This window comes from Rhodococcus sp. IEGM 1381 (assembly GCF_030056795.1).
GTDB lineage: Bacteria > Actinomycetota > Actinomycetes > Mycobacteriales > Mycobacteriaceae > Rhodococcoides.
This window is the reverse complement of the sequence record NZ_JASHKQ010000001.1, coordinates 505,404-525,429: the sequence shown is the minus strand read 5'-3', so window position 1 is coordinate 525,429 and position 20,026 is coordinate 505,404. Positions and strand designations below refer to the sequence as shown.

Sequence of the window (20,026 nt, the reverse complement as noted above, 5' to 3'; positions counted from 1 at the left end):
CCATGAGTGTCAAGAAGATCTGCGCCGGTATCGGCGTCGCGGCAACTGTTGCGTCCGGCCTGGTCGTCGGGGCGGCATCGCCCGCCGTCGCGGACCCAGCCGATTGCCCGACGATGTACGTCGTGGCCATTCCGGGAACCTGGGAGACCAGCTCGGGCGCGGCCCCCAAGCCGGGGATGCTCACCGACGTCACCGACCGTCTCGGTAGCGACATCCGCACCGACTACGTCTCGTATCCCGCCACGGCGTTCCCCTGGGAGGGCGAGGTGTACGGGCAGTCTCGTGCTGCGGCCGTCACCAACGCGGGCGGCATGCTCAAGGCCATGGCAGATCGTTGTGGGGCAACGAAACTCGGGATCATCGGATACAGCCAGGGGGCCGACGCGGCGGGCGATCTCGCCGCTGCCATCGGCACCGGAGTGGGCGTCGTGCCCGCGGACAAGGTGGTGGCGGTGGGCTTGATCTCCGACCCGAAGCGCTCCGATACCGACGCTCTGGTGGGGCCGCCCGTGGTCGGAACCGGTGTCGGCGGACCCCGCGTCGGCGGATTCGGTTACGTCAGCCCCGTGGTCCGAACGTTCTGCGCCGTCGGCGATCTGTACTGCTCGACGCCCAAGGACGATTACGTCGCGCGGCTGGCCGGCTTCTTGGCGGTCTCGTCCAACCCCTCGCCGAACGTCGCCGATCAATACTCACAGGAAGCGCAGTCCCTGATCGCGGACCTCGCAGCAGCCGGTGGTCTGCCGGTGCTACAGGGCCAGCTGTCCGATCAGGCGAACGCTCAGCGTCAGCGTGAGATCGAGGCGTTCTACCGCTCCGGAATTCACCAGGAATACCAGAGCAACAACGTCGAGAACGGCCAGTCCGCGACGCGGTGGTTGGCGCGCTACCTCGCCGACGCAGTCTGACGACGTAGCAGCACGAAGACGGCAACTGCACTGACGGCCATCAGGCCGGCGCTTGCGCCTGAAGCCAGGTTGAAGCCGTCGATGAACGACGAGTTGGCGACGGCGGTCAGTTGCGAGCCGAACGGTTCCGGCAGATAGTCGGCAACGGCGACGGCGCCACCGATGGTCTCTCGTGCCGGATCGGCGATCTCGGCAGGCGTCTCCGCGGGGATGGCGTCGTCCATGCGGTGGCGGTAGACGGTGCTGCCGATCGTACCGAGGATTGCGATGCCGACGGCCCCGCCCAATTCGGCTCCGGTTTCCGACAGTGCCGATGCGGCACCGGCCTTCTCGGGTGCGGCGGCGGTGAGGACGATGTCCGAATTCAAGGTCGACGCCGCTCCGATACCGAACGTCAACAGCGCCATCCCGGTGAGCAGTAACGGCAGGCCCGAGTCGGCAGCGACGAACACCATTGCTGCGCAACCGAAGGCGATGAACAGCAGGCCACCGGCGATGATGGTTCCGGTTCTGATCACCTTGCTCAGTGTCGGCGCAAGGACGGCTCCGGCCGCCGCCGCTACAGCAGGTATGAGCAGCCACAGCCCGGCTTGGAGCGGCCCGAGGCCCACGACGAGTTGCAGGTACTGCGAGGCGAACAGGCTGAACCCGGTCATGGCGAAGATGACGAGGAACTGCACCACAACTGCTGCGCTGAAGGCCCGTTCGGCGAAGAGCGTCACGTCGATGAGCGGATTCGCGGCCTTCCGTTGTCGGATGACGAATACTGTGCCCAGCGCCAGCCCGAGCACGGCCGTGGTGATCGTTGCCGCATCGATCCCCTCCTGCGCGCCGTGTTTGATTGCATAGACGATCGAGAGCATCGAGGAGATCGCGAGTATCACGCTGATCGGATCGAATTTCCCGGGGTCGGAATCCTTGAACTCGGGCACCAGCAGCGGTGCGGCGACGAAGAGTACCACCATGATCGGAATGTTGATCAGGAACACCGAGCCCCACCAGAAGTGTTCCAGCAGAACACCTCCGATCACAGGACCCACGGCCGCTCCGCCGGCAAAACCTGCGGTCCACAGCCCGATGGCTTCCTTGCGCTGAGCGGGATCGTGAAACATGTTGCGTATCAAAGACAGCGTGCTCGGCGCGATGGTCGCTCCGCCGATTCCCAACAGGGCACGTGCGACGAGAAGCATCTCGGGGGACGTGGAGAACGTCGCGGCGAGGGAGGCCGCACCGAACACGACTGCACCGATCATCAGGAGGGTGCGCCTGCCGATCCGGTCACCGAGAGAGCCCATGGTGATGAGCAGGCCGGCGAGGAGAAATCCATAGATGTCGAGAATCCACAGCGTCTGATTGCTGGTGGGTTCGAGATCGGCCGTCATGAACGGCAGAGCCAGATAGAGAACCGACATGTCCATCGACACGACGAGAATGGGTACCACCAGCACTGCGAGGCCGAGCCAATCCTTCTTGGTGGCGCGCTGCTCGATAGTCCTGTGGCTCACTGTGACTTCCCTTTCCGTACGGACACCCCAGCTTAGGGGTGTCGGGAGTACGTTCGGTGAGGAAAGTGGGACTCGCCGAAAGAAGGAAACATCACCTCATGAGCAACGATCTGAAGGTTGTCGCGACGATCATCGCCAAGCCCGACGCTATCGACGCTGTACGCGACGGCTTGTCGGCCCTGGTGGCCGAAACCCGGAAGGAGGAGGGCAACATCTCGTACGAGCTGTTCGAGTCGGCGGTCGAGCCGGGGACCTTCATCACCGTCGAGTTGTGGAAGTCGCAGGAGGACCTGGACGGTCACATGCAGACGCCACATCTGCAGCAGGCTCTAAGCGAGTTCGGTGCCCATCTCGCGGCTCCGCCCGCTATCCACCCGCTCCGGCCCGTCGGCTGAGTCACCCCGCGCGCTCACGTATACGAGTGCCGAGACGGCCAGCAAAGCGACCGTGGCACCGATCGCGAGCCACCCGGTCCCGCTCATCTCGCCCGACGCGATGATGCGGGCACCGGCTGCGGTGTAGCTCATCGGCATGAATGCGGCGAGGTCGCCCCAGATCGGTGCCGTCGACGCGTATGCGAACCCGCAGACGACGACCTGCACCGCGAGGGCGACAACGTTGACGATCTGACCCACCACGGCACCGAGTACGCGTTGAATTGCGCCCGCTGCAGCGAGGTATGCCGCGGCGGAGACGATCAGGAATACGCCCGCTCCGATCACCGGTCCGATGGCGGCGTCGGTGGCGAAGGCGAACGCGAACGCGGCGCTGACACCCACTGCGGCGACGGCTGCTGCGACGGCGAGCCAACGGGGCTTGGTGTCCCTACCGAGAACCCTCACGAGGCTGACGCAGCCGAGAGCTCCGATTGCCACGAGGGCCGCGATCAGGTACGGGGTGGCACCGGTGCCGGTGCTTATCGACGTGGCTGCGACGTTCTGATCGGAGGTGGCGTCGTCGCCGCCGGCGGCAGCGGTTCCCTGCGGAAGTGCCGCGGAGGCGTCGCGCACGTTGGTGGCGATGCCGTTGACGATTCCCTCGACGGGTTTGACCGACGTCACGAGCTGATCGGTTCCGGCTTTGAGTTGCTGCCCGCCGTCGTCGAGCTGGCCGAGGCCGTCACGCAACTGCACCGTGGCGTCGCCGAGCTGCGCGGTGGCACCGAGGAACTGACTGTTCGGGTCGTTGAGTTCGGTCGACAGTTGCTGAGCACCACCCTTGAGGGTTTGCAGCTGGGCGAGGGTGTCCGGTCCGAAGGCCTGCGTGTTGAGGTTGTCGATCACCCCGCGGATCTCACCGGAAATCGCGTCGGATCCCGGATGCGGGAAGCGATCGACCGTGTCTGCCGTGGCGGCGAGCTTGGCGGTGAAGTCGGCCTGCAGAGCTCCGAATCCGGCCAGCTGGTCGACGACCTGGTCGACGCCACCGCTGATCTGCGATGCGCCGTCACCGAGCTGGCCGATGCCGTCGCGGTACTGCCCGAACCCGTCGGCGAGCTGGATGGTTCCGTCGTGAGCCTGGGTGATTCCGTCCGCGAGCTGCCCGACACCGTCGTTGAGCTGCGTTCCGCCTTCGGTCAGCTGACCGATGCCACTGGAGAGAAATGTGATGGGAAGGGACGCGCTGTTGAGGCTGGTCCTGGCCTTGGACAGGGGATCGGCTGTCTGCTGTTCCGCTGCTGGGGCCTGTTCGCTGTCGGCGACGACGGTGGTCGTGTCGGTAGCGGACTCGCCGCCGAGGTCGTAGCCGGTGCCGAGTGCGAAAGCACCGACTGCCACCAGTGGAAACGCCAGTGCGGTGAGAGCAACGGCAGGACGTCGGAAGATACGCAGTTCACCCATGATGAGTTCGAGGCTAACTGCCGCTGACGCCGTTCCGAACCGACAGGTAATCGCAGACGTCGTGTTCGACGGTGCTGACCTGGGATTTTAAGAGGTCTCTGTGGATTGCCGATTGCGGGGTAGCAGGTCCCAGACGTGCTCGGTTTCGTTCACCGAGGAGACCGAACGCGCACCGCTCCGCGAGAAGAGAATGCGCGTCACCGAGCAGTAGTCGATCGGAAATCCCAAGACCTTCGGGGTCTGCAGGATGTCCTGTAGCAGGATGTTGATGACGCCGCCGTGGGCGAAGAGTGCGACGGTGTCGTTGTGCTGGCCGGCCGACACGATGTCGGCTACTCCGGCCAGCACGCGCTGACGAAACGCGTGCTCGTCGACCTGTTCGGGGAGATGCCCGGCCTTGATGCGATCGAAGGCCTCGCGGAATTCGGTCTTGGCCGCTTCGATCGGGACGTAGCCGCCGAAATCGCGATCGTATTCGGTCAAGCGCTCGTCGGGTTCGACGGTCAGACCGAGCCGATCGGCCAGAGGCTGTGCCGTCTGAACGGCGCGGAGCTGGGAACTCGCGACGACTCGAGAAATCGGGAACCGGGCCACGGCATCCGGCACCCGCCGGGATTGTTCGACGCCGAGCTCGGCGAGAGCAGGATCGGCCGAGGTCTCCGAACGCTGCGGCAGTGCATGCCGCACCAGAACCAGTTGCATCGACTCACCTAATCACGAGTGTTCGACCGCTGCGTTGCACCATCGACCGAAAACTGGCCACCTGGCGCGGGAGGTCGGCCGGAGGATTCCACACCATGCCGATGCGCCTGCGTGCCGCGGGTTGGGTGAGGCCGATGTCGACGGTGCCGCCCTCACCGCCATGCGCACGGATTCGCGGCAGGATGGCTATCCCGAGACCGGCACCGACCAGTCCGCGCACAGTGTGTGTGTCCTGGCCCTCGAATGCGATGCGCGGGCTGAAGCCGGCGTCGGCCCACAACTCGTCGCAGATCGATCGCATTCCGAAGCCGTGGCCCATCGCAATGTAGTTCTCGTCGGCGGTGTCGGCGAGATCGACCGTTCTTCTCGACGCGAGGCGGTGATCGGAGGGCACGACAAGCATCAGCCGCTCGTCGTAGAGCTGGAACGAGTTGGCGTCGGTGTGTTCGGCGCTGAGGGACACGAACGCCAGGTCCGATACCCCATCGGCGAGCCGTTCGAGGCAGCGAGCGCGTGCGCCCTGGTTCAGATCGAACGTGACGGCCGGGTGGTCGACGCGGAACTGACGGATCAGTGCGGGTACCACGTCCTCGCCCAGAGTGTTCTGGAACGCCACGGCGATGCGGCCCCGAGCTCGGGCGTCGTGCTCGGTCATGGCGTCGATGCCGGCATCGAGGTCGCTCAATGCTCGCTGCAAGTACGGGATCAACACGCGTCCGGCGCTGGTGAGCACGATTCCGCGGCCGCGCCGTTCCACGATGTCGACTCCGAGGATCGCCGACGCGCGAGCGACCTGACGGCTGACGGTGGGTTGTGGAATGCCGAGAACGTGGGCGGCGTCGGTGATGTGCTCGGTGTCGGCTACGGCGACGAGCGTCGGCAGCAGGGGCAACAGCTCGATCGTTCCTCGCCGCATCGACCAATCATAGCCCTGCCGTATCGATTGGATGCATCTCATGCATTGGACGAATGTAGTGAGCACTTCTAACGTGATCGGTATGACTACGACGCGTACCGACGTCCTCGAATGGGAGGGACACCCCAGGGGATCGCGCGAGTACCGACGGTTGGTGCTGGCATTGCTGTTCGCCGGAGTCGCGACCTTCGCTCAGCTGTATTCGGTGCAGGGGATTCTGCCGCTGATCGCGGCGAATCTCGACATCACGCCGTCCCAGTCGTCGCTGGCCGTCGGTCTCGCGACGGTCGGTGTGGCAGTGTCGGTGATTCCCTGGTCCGTGGTGGCCGATCGCGTTGGCCGAGTGCGGGCGATGACGGCGTCGATCCTCGTTGCGACGACGCTGGGTCTGCTGGTTCCGCTCTCGCCGTCGCTCGAGGTGTTGCTGATCGTTCGATTCTTCGAAGGTGCTGCGCTGGGCGGACTTCCGGCGATTGCGATCGCGTACCTCAGTGAGGAAGTGCACCGCAGTCACACCGCATTGGCCGCCGCCACCTATGTATCCGGGACGACGCTGGGCGGATTGCTGGGCCGCATCGTCGCCGGACCCGTTGCGGAGTACACCAACTGGCGCATCGGCACGTTGACCGTCTCGTTGATAGCTGCGCTGGCCGCGGCGCTCTTCGTGTGGCTGGCCCCGAAACCGCGAACGACACTCGTACACAGCGAAATTCGCGACCTGCCGGGTCGACTGTGGGTGAACCTGCGTGAGCCGGGAATGCTGGCGCTGTACGGCCAGGGCTTCCTGCTGATGGGCGGTTTCGTCGCGATCTACAACTTCCTCGGCTTCCGTCTCGAGGCCGTGCCTTTCGGACTACCGCAATCGCTCATCAGCCTGATCTTCGTGGCCTATCTGAGCGGTACCGTCTCCTCGCGAGTGGCCGGGAAGCTGCCGACGAAGCACGGACGCTCGGCAGTTCTCGCCGGAGCCACCGCGACGATGATCGTCGGAGTGGCGTTGACGATGGCGTCGAACCTCGCCGTGATCCTGATCGGACTGGTCATCCTGACGACGGGCTTCTTCGCCGCCCACGCCATCGCGTCGGGATGGACCGGACAACGCGCGGTACACGGACGGGCTCAGGCGACCTCGCTGTACAACCTCTTCTACTACGGCGGATCGTCCATCGTCGGCTGGCTCGGCGGAGTTGTCTTCCAGTCCCTGGGATGGAATGCATTGGCGCTGTTTGTCATTGCATTGGCGGTGATCGCAGGAATCTGGGCCGCGCTCCTGAACGGCCGTCTGGCGCAGCCTGTCTCAGTAGGTTGACGTGTTCGCGGCAGCGATGGCAAAAATAATGATCGCTCCGACGACGATGACGAAGAGCGCGATCGATACGTACCCGACTATCAGGCCTGCCGTAGCGAACCCGGATCCGCCCTCGCCGGTGCGCTTGATCTGACCACGCGAAAGGTGGCCGCAGACCACAGCGCACACCGACGCGATCAGCGGCAGAAACGTCAGACCCAGTACCGCCAACACGAGCGAGACGATCGCCAGCGTGTTGGTGGGTGCAGGCGTCTGATAGCCCCCGCCGGCATACGGTGCATTCCCGTACTGCGGGTTGGGGTACTGGGAATTTTGGTAGTGGGTGTTGGGGTATTGGGGATTTTGGTACTCGGGATTTTGGTACTGGGGGTTCTGGTACCGCGGGTACTGCTGCTGGCCCGGGTACGGCTGATCCTTGTTGGATGCGTCGAACGGATCGCTGCCCTCGCCCTGCGGATTCACCATTGCGGGAGTTTGACACTTCGACACCGTCGCCGCAAGAGCGCACGCAGTGGTTATGTCCCGAGCTTGCCCCAGCCCACATACGCGTCGACGGTCACGTAACCGGTCACTCGAGGTTGATCCCGAACCGGATACGGATTTCCGGTGTAATGCGTCGAAATGCGGTCGATATCCACCAGATCAGGGTCGTCCTGCAACTCGATCGAACCGTGCACCGTCACATGTGTGTACCAACTGGCCTCGTCCAACACCGAAATGGAAACCTTCGGATTGGCCCTGATGTGCTCGAGACGCTTCCGAGACGCGTCGAAATTGAGCACGATCTTCCCGTCCTCCCACAAATACCAGGTGGGTGCGGTGATCGGCGTTCCATCGGCACGAACCACAGCCATGACAGCGGGATTCGGCTTCTTCAACAATTCCACAGCATCATCGGGCAACGGGGGCTTCGGCATACGACAACCTTACGACTCGACCCGCGCTCCGGTCGTGCTTCCGCCCACACCGCCCCCGAAGTCCACTCGATGTGCCATTGACTGCCAAAAAGGCCACTGAATGTCACATCGAGTGCACTGGGGGATCCGGGCGCGGTGGGGAATCGAGTGAAGTCGAGGTGGGGTCGTCGATTACAGGTTGGGGAGTTTGACTACCTGTCCGGCGTAGGACAGTCCGGCACCGAAGGCGAGCAGGAGTGCGGTGTCTCCTGCTTTGACTTTGCCGGTGCGCAACAGTTCTTCCATGGCCAGGGGAATCGAGGCTGCCGAGGTGTTGCCGGTTTCCGCGATGTCGTTGGCGACGGGAGTGCCTTCGTCGAGGTTGAGGCTCTTGGCCAGCAGGTCGGTGATGCGACTGTTGGCCTGGTGAGGGATGAAGGCGTGCAGTTCGTCGGTTTTGATGCCGGCCACGTCGAGTACCTTCTGCGCGGCTTTGCCCATCTCGAATGCGGCCCAGCGGAAGACGGAGATGCCGTTCATCCTGATCCAGGGTCGTTCCATGTCGGCTGTGGTGATGTACTCGTACCAGTCGGTGGTCTGCACGATCGCGTCGGACTGTGACCCGTCGGAGCCCCACACTGCGGGCCCGATCTCGGCTTCGTCGCTCTGTCCGACGACGACGGCACCCGCGCCGTCAGCGAAGATGAAACGAGTGGTGCGGTCGTAGGGGTCGGTGGTGACGCTGAGCTGTTCCGCGCCGATGACCAACACGTACTTCGATGTTCCGGCCTTGACCAGGTCGGATGCGACGGCGAGGGAGTAGCAGAAGCCGGCGCAGCCAGCGCAGATGTCGAAGGCGGCCGGTCCCTTGGTGCCGAGGCCGTGTGCCACCTTTGCGGCAGCCTGGGGGGTCAGCTCGAGATGAGTCGACGTGGCGACGATGACGGTGTCGACCTGGTCGGCCGTGATTCCGCTGGCCTCGAGGGCTTTGCGGCCTGCCGAGATGGACATCTGGACGACGTTCTCCTCGGGTGCGGCGAAGCGCCGGTTCTTGATTCCCGATCGTGTCTGAATCCACTCGTCGCTCGAGTCGATGAACTCGCAGATCTCGTCGTTGGTCACTATTCGTTCGGGACGATGAACGCCCAGACCGAGCATTTTCGACTGTCGACCTTGCGTTGTGCTGATCGCAACCATCTTCAATTTCCTCTCGTGCTACCGCGCCATCGCCGAGCTTCGGCTCGGGTCTTGGGCTGCGGGCTCGGTGACACACGTTACGTGCGTCGCCGCGAGCGGTTCACACCAGTTCGGCGATGAGGGCTGCGACCTCGGCGGGTTGTCGATCATGGCGTGGTGATGTGCAGGGATGAGCACCGTGAAATCGGCTTGCAGGTAGGCAGCGAGTTTGCGTTGCGTTCGTATCCATCTCTTGCCCCACGGCGACGGTCGGCCCGTATGTGCTGCTGCAACGATGACGGGCACGTCGAGTCGGAACCTCTTACGAATGCGGTTCAGTTCGACAGCGAGATCCGGGTACACGACGTCTTCGGTCAGCGCGGCGGCGAGATAGGTGGGTCGGCGGTAGATGTCGTCCACCCAGTCGAACGTTGGCTGCGGTATGCCGTCGGGCGGGGTTGCCTGATTGAGGACGCGTCGAACGCGGGGGCCGAGCAGTTTCTGCAGGCCGGTTCTACTGAGCACCGCCGCGATCGCGTGAGCGGCCTCGACGCGTATGGCCGCTGGGATGATTCGTCGAGGGTCGGATTCGGCGCTGGAGTCGAGGAGCAGAACCCCGCGGATGCGCGACGGGTACAGCCGGGCGACAGCCTCGGCATAGAAGCCTGCGATCGAGTGACCGACAACCACCGCCGGTCCGGTGACGCCGAGTGCCTCGAGAACTCCGAGGATGCGTTCGGCTTCCCCTCGCACGGTGGGGGTGACTCCGGCGGGAAGCGGATCACTGAGTCCGAAGCCGGGTCGGTCGAGAACGACGACGTGATGGTGGGCGCTCAAGATGTCGACGGTGTCGTTCCAATCGAACCAATTGCTGCCGAGGCCACCGCACAGGACGACTGTGGGCCCGGTTCCGCGCACGAACAGATGCAGACGCTGTCCGTCCACTTCGACGAACTGCCCCGGCGGATGTTTCACGGGAAACAACGCACTTCTCTCGGTTCTGTCTCCACGGTCCATGTTCTCTCCAGGGCGATAGCGGTGACGCGTTTCCGGTTTTCGCCACTGTTTGCAACCATATTCCCTGTTTTGCGTCGTTCAGTCCAGTCGGCCGGTGAACGCCGGCGTCACTGCCGCGGCTTGGCCAGCGGGAAAGCCAACGTTTCACGGATGCTGCCCCCGGTGATCAACATGACGACCCGGTCGACGCCCATTCCGAGACCGCCGGTCGGCGGCATTCCGTGTTCGAGCGCCTGTAGGAAATCCTCGTCCAAGCTCATCGCCTCCTCGTCGCCACCGGCTGCCAGCAGCGACTGCTCGGTGAGGCGCTGTCGTTGATCGACGGGGTCGGTCAGCTCGCTGTACGCGGTACCCAGCTCCACGCCCCACGCAACGAGATCCCACTTCTCTGCCACGCCCGGAATGCTCCGGTGCGGTCTCGTCAACGGTGACATCGACGTCGGAAAGTCCTTGTAGAACGTGGGGAACTCCGTGTAGTCCTCGACAAGATGCTCGTACATACCCTGCGCGAGGGCCCCTGCATCCCAGGACTTCTCGTATGGAATGTCGTTCTCGTCGCACAGTCGCTGCAGCTCCTCCAGTGGAGTCGCCGGTTCGACGGGAACCCCCAGCTTCTCGGCGACGGCACCGTGCAGTGTCTTGACGGGCCACTCGCCGGAGATGTCGATCTCGATCATCTCCCCGTTGGGGCCGTCGGGACGCAGGATGATCTCGCGACCGTGCGCCGCAACGGCTGCACGCTGAATCAGTTCTCGGCACAACACCATTGCGCGTTCGTAGTCGCTGTGTGCCTCGTAGGCTTCGAGGATCGTGAACTCGGGATTGTGCTTGAAATCTGCGCCCTCGTTGCGGAACACTCGGCCGATCTCGAACACCTTCTCCATACCGCCCACGCACAGGCGCTTGAGATACAGCTCCGGGGCGATCCGCAGATACAGATCCAGGTTGTAGGCGTTGATGTGGGTGACGAACGGTGCCGCGTTCGCGCCGCCGTGCACCTGCTGCAGGATCGGGGTCTCGACTTCCATGTATCCGCGATCTCCCAGCGAATCGCGCAGGGATTTAACAACATTGGACCGCGCGATGAGCAGGGAGCGGGCATCGCGATTGATCGCCAGATCGACGTAGCGTTGCCGCACCCGCGCTTCCGGGTCGGTCAGACCGCGGTACTTGTCGGGCAGGGGATGTAGGCATTTGGCGTTCATCCGCCACTCGGTGGCCAGCAGCGACAGCTCACCACGCCTGCTGTACCCGATGGTTCCGCTGACCTCGATGAGGTCACCCAGGTCGAAGTCGGCATCGAACTCTTCGATTCTGTCGCCGACGCGTTCGCGGTCGAACAGCACCTGGATATCGCACGACCAGTCTCGGATGACGGCGAAGGACACGCTGCCGTAGTCGCGGATACGCAGTATGCGGCCCGCGATCCGGACCGTCGTTCCCTGGGGTGATGCTGCCGCTTCGCCGACCGTGTGGGTCGGGGGATAGGCGACGGGATAGCCCTCGATACCTTCGCTCCGTAGGCGGTCGAGTTTCGACATGCGGACGCGCACCTGGTCCGGACGTTTGCGGCCGGGCACGGGTTCGTCTGCGAGAGTGTTCGGTCCGCTGCCGTCGGGATGGATGTCCTCGGCGTCGGCCAGAGCGGCGGGCACCGCGACATGAGACCCGGTGTGCTTCGATGCGCGCCGGAAAGTCGGGAGCGTGAGGAAGCCCTCGGCGATTGCCGACGCGATGCCGACCTTGGGCAACACCCGATTGTCGGCGAAGCACAGGTAGCGCGGCTCCCATTCCGGCAGATACTTCACGTTCGACCGATACAGCGCCTCGAGCTGCCACCACCGAGAGAAGAAGACCAGCATGCTGCGCCAGATCCGCAGCACCGGACCGGCACCGATTCGGCTGCCCTCCTCGAATGCAGCGCGAAACACGGCGAAGTTCAGCGAAATTTTGCTGACACCGAAATGATCTGCACCGGTGGCCAGTTCGGTGACCATCAGTTCGATGACTCCGTTCGGTGACGCTGGATCGCGGCGCATCAGATCCAGCGACGCACCGGTTCGTCCCCACGGCACCAGGGAGAGAACACCCACCACCTTCTCGCCCTGAACCGCCTGCACCAGAAGACAATCGCCGTCGAGCGGATCACCCAACCGGCCCAACGCCATAGAAAATCCGCGCTCGGTCTCGGTATCGCGCCACGCATCCGCACAGGAAATGATCTCCGCCATCTCCTCCGACGAGATATCGCGATGACGACGCACCGTGACCACAACACCCGCCTTGCGAGCCCGGTTGACCGCCTGACGCACGGGGCGCATCTCGCGTCCATTGAGGTTGAAATCTCTGGTTTTCAGGATTGCTTCGTCGCCGAGTTCGAGGACGCTGAGCCCGGCGCGCTTGTAGGCGGTAGCTCCGATCTCGCTGGCCCCCATGACAGCTGGGGTCCAGCCGTACTTCTCGGCCAGGTCCAGCCATTCCGAAATGGCATGCGGCCAGGCCTCGGGGTTGCCGATCGGGTCGCCGCTGGCCAGACACACCCCCACCTCGACGCGATACGTCACCGCCGCCTTGCCGCTGGTGGCGAAGATGACGCCCTTGTCGCGTCGCGTCGCGAAGTAGCCGAGGGAATCGTCGGCACCCCACTTGTCGAGCAGGCCACGCAGCGCCGATTCGTCGCGACCGGTGAGCGCATTGCTGGACCGCTGCGATCGGAACAACGTGACCACGGCCCCCAACAGCGCCAATGCGCCGAACAATCCCAACGCCGTGTTGACGAAGCCGTTGGGCCTGCCGTCGAACTGCTCGTTGTCCACGGTCGCCAACGCCGTGACGCGGTTGAAGGCCCACAGAAATGTCTGGCTTTCCGGCAGCGACCCGGGGAACAACGCCACCAGCGCCCAGCCGATGATGGTTCCGACGGTCGCCCCGAGAACGAGCACGCCGAGTGCCTTCCACAGCGCACCGCGACGGACACGGGTGTAGAACTCCTTGCGCGCCGCGATCAGCAACCCTGCCGCTACCACATGAACCGCCAGCGCGATCCACGAATTGACGTCCTTGTCCTGGATGCCTTCGACTACATTGGTGATCGCCAACAACACCAGATAAACGGTCAGCAACCACCACGCAATTCGCTTGCGACTGGCCAACGCCGCCGCCAGCAGCCCGACAACGAGGGCCCACGACAAGCTCGTATCCGGCGCGTCGAAGTAGTACCTGTCGACGTATTCACGAGGGGCGTGAATGAGGTATCGAAGAGTGGGCGACAGACTCCACAGAAACAACGCCGCAGCGAACACCCCGAGCACCAGTCCGGCGATGTGCGGAACCTCGCGCAAACGACCGCGCTCGGGTGGCGAAAACGACCGGGGAGCCGAAGAACCGGACCGCTCCGAGGGAACTGCTGTCGCCGTCATATCTCACTCCCGAAGTCAGAATGCACCTATGCAAGGTAGACGGTATCCCCGTCAGCCTCGAGTCAGGCGACCATTCCCCACCCCGCTCGCCCACTCAATGTGACCGACGGTGGCCTTTTCGACGGTCAATGGCACATCGAGTGGCCCCCTGACTCCCGACTGGACGCCGATTGCGGGATCACCATCACCCGGTGACGCATCGGAGGGGCAGGCGTTTGTCCACAGGGCGTGAGTTATCCACAGCCCAGAACGTTTACCGACGTTGTGTGCGATTGTTCTCGTGCGGGCAGCGCATCATCAGGGATATGAAGCGGGGCGGCGCAAAAATCGATGCGAAGGTGATCGCGGCTGCGTCGGATCGTGGGTTGGTGCGGACGGCGCAACTGCTCGAGCTCGGGGTGGCGTCGAAGACAATTGTTCGACGCACCCTGCCCGACGGCATCTGGTCTCGGGCGCTGCCCGGACTGGTGTTCTTGAAGAACCGGTCCTTGACGCCGTTGGAACGAGCGACCGCGGTGTCGATTTATTGTGGCCGCGATGCCGTGATCAGCGGTCGGGCCGGGTTGGCGTTGCATGGATTGGGGTCGGCCGGATCGTTCGAAGAAACGTTTGCACTCATTCCCGAGTCGCAGCATCGTAAGTCGGTGGGTTTTGCAGCGGTGGAGCGTACGTGGCGGATGCCGACCCCGGAGACCAAGTCGGGGCTGCGCGTCGCGCCGGTTGTTCGGTGCCTGTGCGATGCGGTACGGCGAATGAGGAATACCGAACAGTGCATGGCTCTGATCGCAAGCGTCGTTCAGCGGGGAGCGGCCACGGTGGACGCGATCATGAAGGAACTCGACGCCGGCAGCACGCGAGGGACTGCGATGCCCCGGCGAGTGTTGCGGGAATTGGCTGCGGGCGCACATTCTGTGGCCGAAGCCCGAGCCCAGAAGCTGTATCGACGCAGCGGACTTCCGGCGATGCAACACAACGTGGCCGTCTACGACGCGCAAGGAAAATTCCTCTTGATCGCCGACAACTGGCTCGACGACGTTGCATTGGACTGGGAGATCGATTCGCTCGAGTACCACCTGTCGCCGGTGGCCCACAGAGCGACGGTGGAGAGACGCGAGCGAGCGCAGAACGCCGGCCTCATCGTGGTAACACACCTTCCGAGCGACATACGTGAGGATCCGGAACGGGTGCTGTCGGATCTGCGGTCACGTTACGAACAGGCCAAAGCACGGGAGCGTCCCAACGTCAGGGTGCGCCCGACAACGGACCAGACCTACCGACGATCCGGCTGATACACCCACACCATGTGTCGGCCGGTTTCGGACGCCGCTGCAATCGATCGATGCTCGATGCGATCCAGGGCGAAGCCGAGTCTTTCGGGTACGGCCCGGCTCCTCGAATTTGCTGCATCGCAATGGATTTCGACGCATGTGATGCCGTCGAGTTCGAGTGCCTCTCGCACGAGCGCCGTGGTTGCCTCTGTCATCACTCCACGTCCTTCGGCGTTGGCGTCGAGCCAGTACCCCAATTCGATTCCGTGCGGGCCGATCCTGCGATGAATACCGATTTTGCCCATGAAGGACCCGTCGACAAGATCGAAGATCCCATAGTCGAACATCTCACCGGCGTCCCACTGCTCACGCGCGTCTGCGATACGAGCAACTTGCGTAGTGAACTGGGCAGATTCATCCGCCACCCACCCCATCCACGAAAGTAGCCGAGCGTGATTGCGAGCAATCGCATCGGCAACGGCGACTGAATCGTGCGCCGACTCACGACGAATCACGAGGCGTTCGGTCTCGATCCACTCGGGAGGTGCGGCGGCCATAGTGATCAGTCTGACGACTGTGCGGCATATCGGCGAACGATTTTGTTGTATGTTTGCCCGCTGCCATGTCCACTCGATGTGTCATCGACGGTCGAAAAGGCCACCGAATGTCACATTGAGTGGGCGGGCCGATTGCGCGTCAGGAAGCGGACCAAGATCGCCAGGACAGTTTTTCGATGATGATCACCGGGCCCCCAGGTCTGTTGTTCTTGTATTGACTGTATTTCGCGACCAGGGCGTCTATGGCTGCTGCGCCGTCGGTGCTGGAGGATTCGGCGATGTGGGCGTTTCCGTCGGCGCGGATCCACCAGAGTTGGGACCAGTCGTCGGTGTAGTGGTCGACGATGAGGCTGACGGCGGGGTCGGCGCGGATGTTGTCGAGTCGCTGGAGTTTTCGGGTTGTCTTCGGCTTCCAGTCGATGGCGGTGAAGATGCGGTCGCCGGTGTCCGCGACGGCGAAGACGATCGGTACCAGGTGTGGTGTGCCGTCGGGGTTGATGGTGGAGAGCTGAGCTCGGGGTGCGTCGGTGAAGCGTTGAACTTCGTTGTCGATCTTCACGTTCGGTTCCTCGGGTTATGCGGATTCGCTGTGGGTGCTGTGTCGGGCGATGAATTGTTCGAGTGCTGCACTGGACATGGGCCGCCCGAGTAGGTGTCCTTGGCCGAAGGTTACGCCCATGTCGGTGCAGATCTGGAGTTGTTCTGCGGTCTCGATTCCCTCGATGACGGTGTCCTTGCCGAGGGTGGCAGTGACGTCGACGAGGGCTGTACACAGCGTGGTCATGGCGCGGCGTCGGTGCAGGTTGTCGCTGTCGAGATGTTGGGTGAGGGATTTGTCGATCTTGAGGATGTCGACCGGAAGGGTGGCGAGTCGCTCGAGGGAGGAGAAGCCGGTGCCGAAATCGTCGATGGCGATGAGAACGCCGTGGCGTTGGACGTCGCGAAGTTGGTAATGAACGGCATCGAGGTCGTGCAGTGTCTGTGATTCGGCGACTTCGAGTGCAAGCCGTCCGGGTTCGATGCGATAGGTGTCGACGATGTCGATGACGTCCGTGGCAAGGGTTCCGGTGGCGAAGTGTGCCGGGCTGACGTTCACCCCGATCTGGAGGTGGATGTCGCGGGCCTGCCAGTCGGCGATCGTGTGCGCGACCTCGGTGATGATCCACATACTCAGTGGGACGATGAGGTCGGCGTCTTCGGCGAGGGGTATGAACTTGTCGGGCATCAGCAGGCCGAGTTCGGGGTGGTTCCATCGGATGAGCGCTTCCGCGCCGACAACGGCCCCCGTCGCCAGTTCGACGATGGGCTGGTAGGCCATCGTCAGTTCACGCTCGACCATGGCGACGCCGCGGAGCCGTTCGATGAGTTCGAGTCGGGTGCGGTTGGTGTTGTGCAACTCGTCGGTGAAGACGTGATGCTTGTTCCGCCCGACGGCTTTCGCGGCGTGCATCGCTGCGGTGGCATTGTGAACCAATTGCGTTGCGCTGATGTCCGTTTCGGTGCTGGAGGCGACTCCGACGCTGGCCGTGAGGGTCAGTTGCCGGTTGCCGAGCTCGAAGGCGGGCTCGAATATGCTCGCGAATCCTGCCGCCATCGCTCGGGCGGCGATGGAGTGGCATCGGCGTGCGATGACGACGAATTCGTCGCCGGCGAGTCGGCCGATGGTGTCGCCGGGGCGCAGAGACGCGGTGAGTCGGTCGGCGATCATGCACAGCAGTTCGTCACCTCGGTCCGGTCCGAGTGCGTCGTTGAATTCTCGGAATCCGTCGATGTCGACCAGCAGGACGCTGAAGTGGCGGTCCGAGCTCTGGCAATTGAGTTCTGCGGTGATGAGGGTAAGAATCTCGTCACGACTAGCAAGTCCGGTCAGCGCATCGTGACGGGTGGTGGCGGCGACATGACGGGGCGGCGCGTCGTGCTCTCGGCTCACTGTTCCCCCTCATGGCCGGATAGCCACAACGGATACTAGCGGAGAGTTTGCTTTAACGCTATAAACCGGGCACATCCCCTTTTTTAAGGCCTATTAGATCACGTCGGACACGGTTTGGGGCCCGTTTCGAGTCCCGTCGAGCCGCGTTCTTCCACCCTCCAGGCCGCGGCGTCCACGGAGTCGTTCAGCCCGAGTACCCACCGAGCCGCCGAGCGTCCCTGATCGAACAAGGACTGCGCCACCGTGGTCAACCCCGCGGCCGCTGCAGCGGTGGAGTCGTCCCAGCCAGTGACGGCCAGCCGTGATGGAATCTCGACCCCGAACGCCGCCGCGGCGTCGAGAGCTCCGAGGGCGAGTTCGTCGCTCATCACGAGCAGGGTGTCGATCATGTTGTCCTGCAGCAACAGTCTCGCAGCGCGAGCACCCTCTGCGCGCGCGTTGTGGGTAGTGAACAGAGTCGGCACCGTCGACCAGTCGATACCCAGGCGCAGACACGCGTCGCGATAACCGTCCAATCGAGCGCGCGTCACCGGCATCGAGACGTCCGACGGGTCTGCGCCGCGCACGACGGTCGACGTGCGTAGCGAATCAGGTCGAAGGGCCACGATCGCCGGGTGTGTTCGTGTTCGGTCGTCCAACGCAACAGTGGCCACGGCGTCGGCCGCTGCGCGATCGTCGATGGTGATCCACTCCAGACCCGGATGGTCGGGTCCACCTTGGATGCAGGTCGGACGGCCGGTGTCGACGAGTGCGTCGAGGAGGGGGTCGTCGCTCTCGGTGGTCCACACCACGTATCCGTCGACTTGGGCGTCGCGGATTCGCGCAATATCTTTGTCGCGATGCAGGTTCGGAAGCATCACCAGCGCGGTGTCGGCGTCGAGACACGCGTCGGCGATACCCGACAGGAAGCGTCGAGCCTGCGGATCCTCGAAGGCATAGGTCAGTTTTTCTCCGAGTACGACTCCGATGCTGTTGTGCTTGCCGCTCCGCAACGAGCGGGCCGCGCGGTTGGGCCCGGTGTAGCCGAGACGCGCCGCTGCCGCGTGGACGCGGTCCTTGGTGGCATCCGACACGCGATTCGGTTGGTTGTAGGTGTACGACACGCTCATGGTGGAGACGCCCGCGGCCGCGGCGACGTCGGCCATGGTCACCCGAGTGTTCACCGGGTCACTGTAGCGCGAGACCGACATGTTGTGTAACGATACACAACATGTCTTCCCCAGTTCCGAAGCTGCTGGTGCTCGCAGCGGCCGCCTTCGTCTACGTCACGGCGGAAACCCTGCCCGTGGGCTTGCTCCCGGAGATATCCGGCGACCTCGGTGTCGGCGAATCAGCCGTCGGGCTCCTGCTGACCTTCTACGCCTACGGCGTCGCTGTGATGACCATGCCGTTGATCAGGTTCGTGCGCGAATGGCCGCGTCGCCGAGTCGTCGTGATCACCGTTGCCGCGCTTGCACTCTCGCAATTGCTCTCCGCTGTGTCCGTCGGCTATCCGATGTTGGTGATCTCGCGAATGCTCTGTGCGGCAACGCACGGCATCTTCTGGGCCGTCGTTGCGCCCGTCGCAGCGTCACTGGCGATACCCGGCAAGCAGGGTAAGGCCATCGCCACCGTCTACGCGGGCACCTCGTTGGCATTGGTTGCCGGCAACCCACTCACCGCCGCACTGGGACAATGGCTCGGATGGCGCACCGCTGCAACAATTCTGGGGGTAGTCGCAGCCGCCATCGCGGTGGCGCTGTATCTCGTACTTCCGTCCCTACCGGTCAGCCGCGCTGTTTCGGACAAGAAAACGACACCGCGGGTGCTCGACGGCACCCTGGCGATTCTGTGTGGTGTGACGTTTCTGGCCGTCCTCGGTCATTTCGCCGCGTACACCTATTTCGCTCTGATCGTCGATCGGGCAATCGGTTCGGCAGGAACCACACTGACGCTGATGTTGATGCTGTACGGCCTGTTCGGAGTAGTCGGCATCTGGGTGATCGGCAGAACGTACGACCGTTGGCCCCGTCACTCCACCATCGCGGCCCTCGGTTCGGTTGCCGTCGCGGCGGCGATTCTGTGGTGCGCGCTCAGTGGAGCGCCGGGCAGCTTCGCCGTGTTCGCCGTCGTGGCCATTGCGTTGTGGGGGCTGGCATTCACCACGCTCCCGGTGTGCATTCAATCCGCCGTTGTGCGGGCGGCACCCGCCGACGCAGACAAGGCGTCGGCCATCTACGTGGTCGCGTTCCAACTGGCGATCGCCACAGGCGCCCTGGTGGGCGGTGTCGTCGTCGATGTCAGTGGCATCGTGGCCGTCACCGCTGCTGCAACGGTTCTGGTTGCCGGTGCCCTGGCCGTGGTTGTACTGGCGCGCAACACTTTCCCTCGAATCCACGCACAGGAACCGGTGACAGCAGCGGCACGCTGACCGTTGCGGTCCCCCGCACGATAGGGTCAGCACGCGACGAACGAGGGAATCCGGTGTAATTCCGGAGCTGGCGCGCAACGGTGACGGGTGAGAGCTCGAAGTCCGAATGCTCGGACGTCGTGATTCACCCCCCACCCGCGGCTCCGCGACACGAGCCCCAAGCAGGAAGCCC

At 63.7% G+C, this 20,026-nt stretch carries 18 protein-coding genes and 1 riboswitch; of the genes, 5 read left to right on the top strand and 13 right to left on the bottom strand.

Annotated elements, in window-relative coordinates:
- Positions 1 to 2: 2 nt before the first annotated feature.
- Positions 3 to 908: a cutinase family protein gene (locus QM797_RS02585; RefSeq protein WP_283273562.1), complete on the top strand. Its 906-nt coding sequence runs from the start codon at positions 3 to 5 to the stop codon at positions 906 to 908.
- Here QM797_RS02585 and QM797_RS02580 read toward each other — a convergent pair.
- Positions 887 to 2,413 carry an MFS transporter gene (locus tag QM797_RS02580; RefSeq protein ID WP_283273561.1) on the bottom strand — a complete coding sequence of 509 codons (1,527 nt, stop codon included), beginning with the start codon at positions 2,411 to 2,413 and terminating at the stop codon, positions 887 to 889. The genes QM797_RS02585 and QM797_RS02580 overlap by 22 nt on opposite strands.
- A gap of 98 nt (positions 2,414 to 2,511) precedes the next feature.
- Here QM797_RS02580 and QM797_RS02575 point away from each other — a divergent pair, with 98 nt between their 5' ends.
- Positions 2,512 to 2,808: a putative quinol monooxygenase gene (locus QM797_RS02575; RefSeq protein WP_283273560.1), complete on the top strand. Its 297-nt coding sequence runs from the start codon at positions 2,512 to 2,514 to the stop codon at positions 2,806 to 2,808.
- Here QM797_RS02575 and QM797_RS02570 read toward each other — a convergent pair.
- The 3 genes from QM797_RS02570 to QM797_RS02560 all read right to left on the bottom strand — a co-directional run bounded on the left by QM797_RS02570 (position 2,743) and on the right by QM797_RS02560 (position 5,872).
- The gene (locus QM797_RS02570) at positions 2,743 to 4,254 is read right to left on the bottom strand and encodes a phage infection protein (protein ID WP_283273559.1); all 1,512 of its coding nucleotides are present in this window, start codon (positions 4,252 to 4,254) and stop codon (positions 2,743 to 2,745) included. The two genes, QM797_RS02575 and QM797_RS02570, sit on opposite strands and share 66 nt — an antisense overlap.
- Positions 4,255 to 4,341: 87 nt before the next feature.
- Positions 4,342 to 4,956 (bottom strand): histidine phosphatase family protein, encoded by a 615-nt coding sequence (locus QM797_RS02565; RefSeq protein ID WP_283273558.1) that lies wholly within the window; start codon positions 4,954 to 4,956, stop codon positions 4,342 to 4,344.
- A 4-nt stretch (positions 4,957 to 4,960) separates the two neighbouring features.
- Positions 4,961 to 5,872, bottom strand: coding sequence for a LysR family transcriptional regulator (locus QM797_RS02560; protein WP_283273557.1), 912 nt, complete (start codon positions 5,870 to 5,872; stop codon positions 4,961 to 4,963).
- An 82-nt stretch (positions 5,873 to 5,954) separates the two neighbouring features.
- Between QM797_RS02560 and QM797_RS02555 the strand changes: the two genes are divergently transcribed.
- Positions 5,955 to 7,181: an MFS transporter gene (locus QM797_RS02555; RefSeq protein WP_283273556.1), complete on the top strand. Its 1,227-nt coding sequence runs from the start codon at positions 5,955 to 5,957 to the stop codon at positions 7,179 to 7,181.
- Here QM797_RS02555 and QM797_RS02550 read toward each other — a convergent pair.
- The 5 genes from QM797_RS02550 to lysX form a co-directional block, all read right to left on the bottom strand.
- A complete protein-coding gene (locus QM797_RS02550) occupies positions 7,170 to 7,646 on the bottom strand; it encodes a DUF4190 domain-containing protein (RefSeq protein WP_283273555.1) in 477 nt (158 codons plus the stop codon). The genes QM797_RS02555 and QM797_RS02550 overlap by 12 nt on opposite strands.
- A 50-nt stretch (positions 7,647 to 7,696) precedes the next feature.
- The gene (locus tag QM797_RS02545) at positions 7,697 to 8,098 is read right to left on the bottom strand and encodes a PPOX class F420-dependent oxidoreductase (protein WP_037174944.1); all 402 of its coding nucleotides are present in this window, start codon (positions 8,096 to 8,098) and stop codon (positions 7,697 to 7,699) included.
- A 171-nt stretch (positions 8,099 to 8,269) separates the two neighbouring features.
- The gene (locus QM797_RS02540; protein ID WP_283273554.1) at positions 8,270 to 9,274 is read right to left on the bottom strand and encodes a beta-ketoacyl-ACP synthase III; all 1,005 of its coding nucleotides are present in this window, start codon (positions 9,272 to 9,274) and stop codon (positions 8,270 to 8,272) included.
- A gap of 18 nt (positions 9,275 to 9,292) precedes the next feature.
- Positions 9,293 to 10,228: an alpha/beta fold hydrolase gene (locus tag QM797_RS02535; RefSeq protein WP_283273553.1), complete on the bottom strand. Its 936-nt coding sequence runs from the start codon at positions 10,226 to 10,228 to the stop codon at positions 9,293 to 9,295.
- A gap of 149 nt (positions 10,229 to 10,377) precedes the next feature.
- A complete protein-coding gene (gene lysX / locus QM797_RS02530) occupies positions 10,378 to 13,689 on the bottom strand; it encodes a bifunctional lysylphosphatidylglycerol synthetase/lysine--tRNA ligase LysX (RefSeq protein ID WP_283273552.1) in 3,312 nt (1,103 codons plus the stop codon).
- Positions 13,690 to 13,955: 266 nt separating this feature from the next.
- Here lysX and QM797_RS02525 point away from each other — a divergent pair, with 266 nt between their 5' ends.
- The gene (locus QM797_RS02525) at positions 13,956 to 14,978 is read left to right on the top strand and encodes a hypothetical protein (protein WP_283273551.1); all 1,023 of its coding nucleotides are present in this window, start codon (positions 13,956 to 13,958) and stop codon (positions 14,976 to 14,978) included.
- Here QM797_RS02525 and QM797_RS02520 read toward each other — a convergent pair.
- The 4 genes from QM797_RS02520 to QM797_RS02505 form a co-directional block, all read right to left on the bottom strand.
- Positions 14,960 to 15,514: a GNAT family N-acetyltransferase gene (locus QM797_RS02520; RefSeq protein ID WP_283273550.1), complete on the bottom strand. Its 555-nt coding sequence runs from the start codon at positions 15,512 to 15,514 to the stop codon at positions 14,960 to 14,962. The two genes, QM797_RS02525 and QM797_RS02520, sit on opposite strands and share 19 nt — an antisense overlap.
- Positions 15,515 to 15,653: 139 nt before the next feature.
- A complete protein-coding gene (locus QM797_RS02515) occupies positions 15,654 to 16,073 on the bottom strand; it encodes a TIGR03668 family PPOX class F420-dependent oxidoreductase (RefSeq protein WP_283273549.1) in 420 nt (139 codons plus the stop codon).
- Positions 16,074 to 16,088: 15 nt separating this feature from the next.
- Positions 16,089 to 17,444 carry a putative bifunctional diguanylate cyclase/phosphodiesterase gene (locus QM797_RS02510; RefSeq protein WP_283273548.1) on the bottom strand — a complete coding sequence of 452 codons (1,356 nt, stop codon included), beginning with the start codon at positions 17,442 to 17,444 and terminating at the stop codon, positions 16,089 to 16,091.
- A gap of 98 nt (positions 17,445 to 17,542) precedes the next feature.
- Positions 17,543 to 18,607 (bottom strand): LacI family DNA-binding transcriptional regulator, encoded by a 1,065-nt coding sequence (locus QM797_RS02505; protein ID WP_283273547.1) that lies wholly within the window; start codon positions 18,605 to 18,607, stop codon positions 17,543 to 17,545.
- 47 nt (positions 18,608 to 18,654) lie between these two features.
- Between QM797_RS02505 and QM797_RS02500 the strand changes: the two genes are divergently transcribed.
- The gene (locus QM797_RS02500; protein WP_283273546.1) at positions 18,655 to 19,854 is read left to right on the top strand and encodes an MFS transporter; all 1,200 of its coding nucleotides are present in this window, start codon (positions 18,655 to 18,657) and stop codon (positions 19,852 to 19,854) included.
- Between the two features lie 44 nt (positions 19,855 to 19,898).
- Positions 19,899 to 20,025, top strand: a riboswitch (cobalamin riboswitch).
- The last annotated feature ends 1 nt before the right edge of the window (position 20,026 follow it).

Bases quoted from the DNA above. Each gene is read 5' to 3' on its own strand.
- QM797_RS02585 (WP_283273562.1), top strand. From the start codon at position 3: ATGAGTGTCAAGAAGATCTGCGCCGGTATCGGCGTCGCGGCAACTGTT.
- QM797_RS02575 (WP_283273560.1), top strand. From the start codon at position 2,512: ATGAGCAACGATCTGAAGGTTGTCGCGACGATCATCGCCAAGCCCGAC.
- QM797_RS02570 (WP_283273559.1), bottom strand. From the start codon at position 4,254: ATGGGTGAACTGCGTATCTTCCGACGTCCTGCCGTTGCTCTCACCGCA.
- QM797_RS02565 (WP_283273558.1), bottom strand. From the start codon at position 4,956: ATGCAACTGGTTCTGGTGCGGCATGCACTGCCGCAGCGTTCGGAGACC.
- QM797_RS02560 (WP_283273557.1), bottom strand. From the start codon at position 5,872: ATGCGGCGAGGAACGATCGAGCTGTTGCCCCTGCTGCCGACGCTCGTC.
- QM797_RS02555 (WP_283273556.1), top strand. From the start codon at position 5,955: ATGACTACGACGCGTACCGACGTCCTCGAATGGGAGGGACACCCCAGG.
- QM797_RS02550 (WP_283273555.1), bottom strand. From the start codon at position 7,646: ATGGTGAATCCGCAGGGCGAGGGCAGCGATCCGTTCGACGCATCCAAC.
- QM797_RS02545 (WP_037174944.1), bottom strand. From the start codon at position 8,098: ATGCCGAAGCCCCCGTTGCCCGATGATGCTGTGGAATTGTTGAAGAAG.
- QM797_RS02540 (WP_283273554.1), bottom strand. From the start codon at position 9,274: ATGGTTGCGATCAGCACAACGCAAGGTCGACAGTCGAAAATGCTCGGT.
- lysX (WP_283273552.1), bottom strand. From the start codon at position 13,689: ATGACGGCGACAGCAGTTCCCTCGGAGCGGTCCGGTTCTTCGGCTCCC.
- QM797_RS02520 (WP_283273550.1), bottom strand. From the start codon at position 15,514: ATGGCCGCCGCACCTCCCGAGTGGATCGAGACCGAACGCCTCGTGATT.
- QM797_RS02500 (WP_283273546.1), top strand. From the start codon at position 18,655: ATGTCTTCCCCAGTTCCGAAGCTGCTGGTGCTCGCAGCGGCCGCCTTC.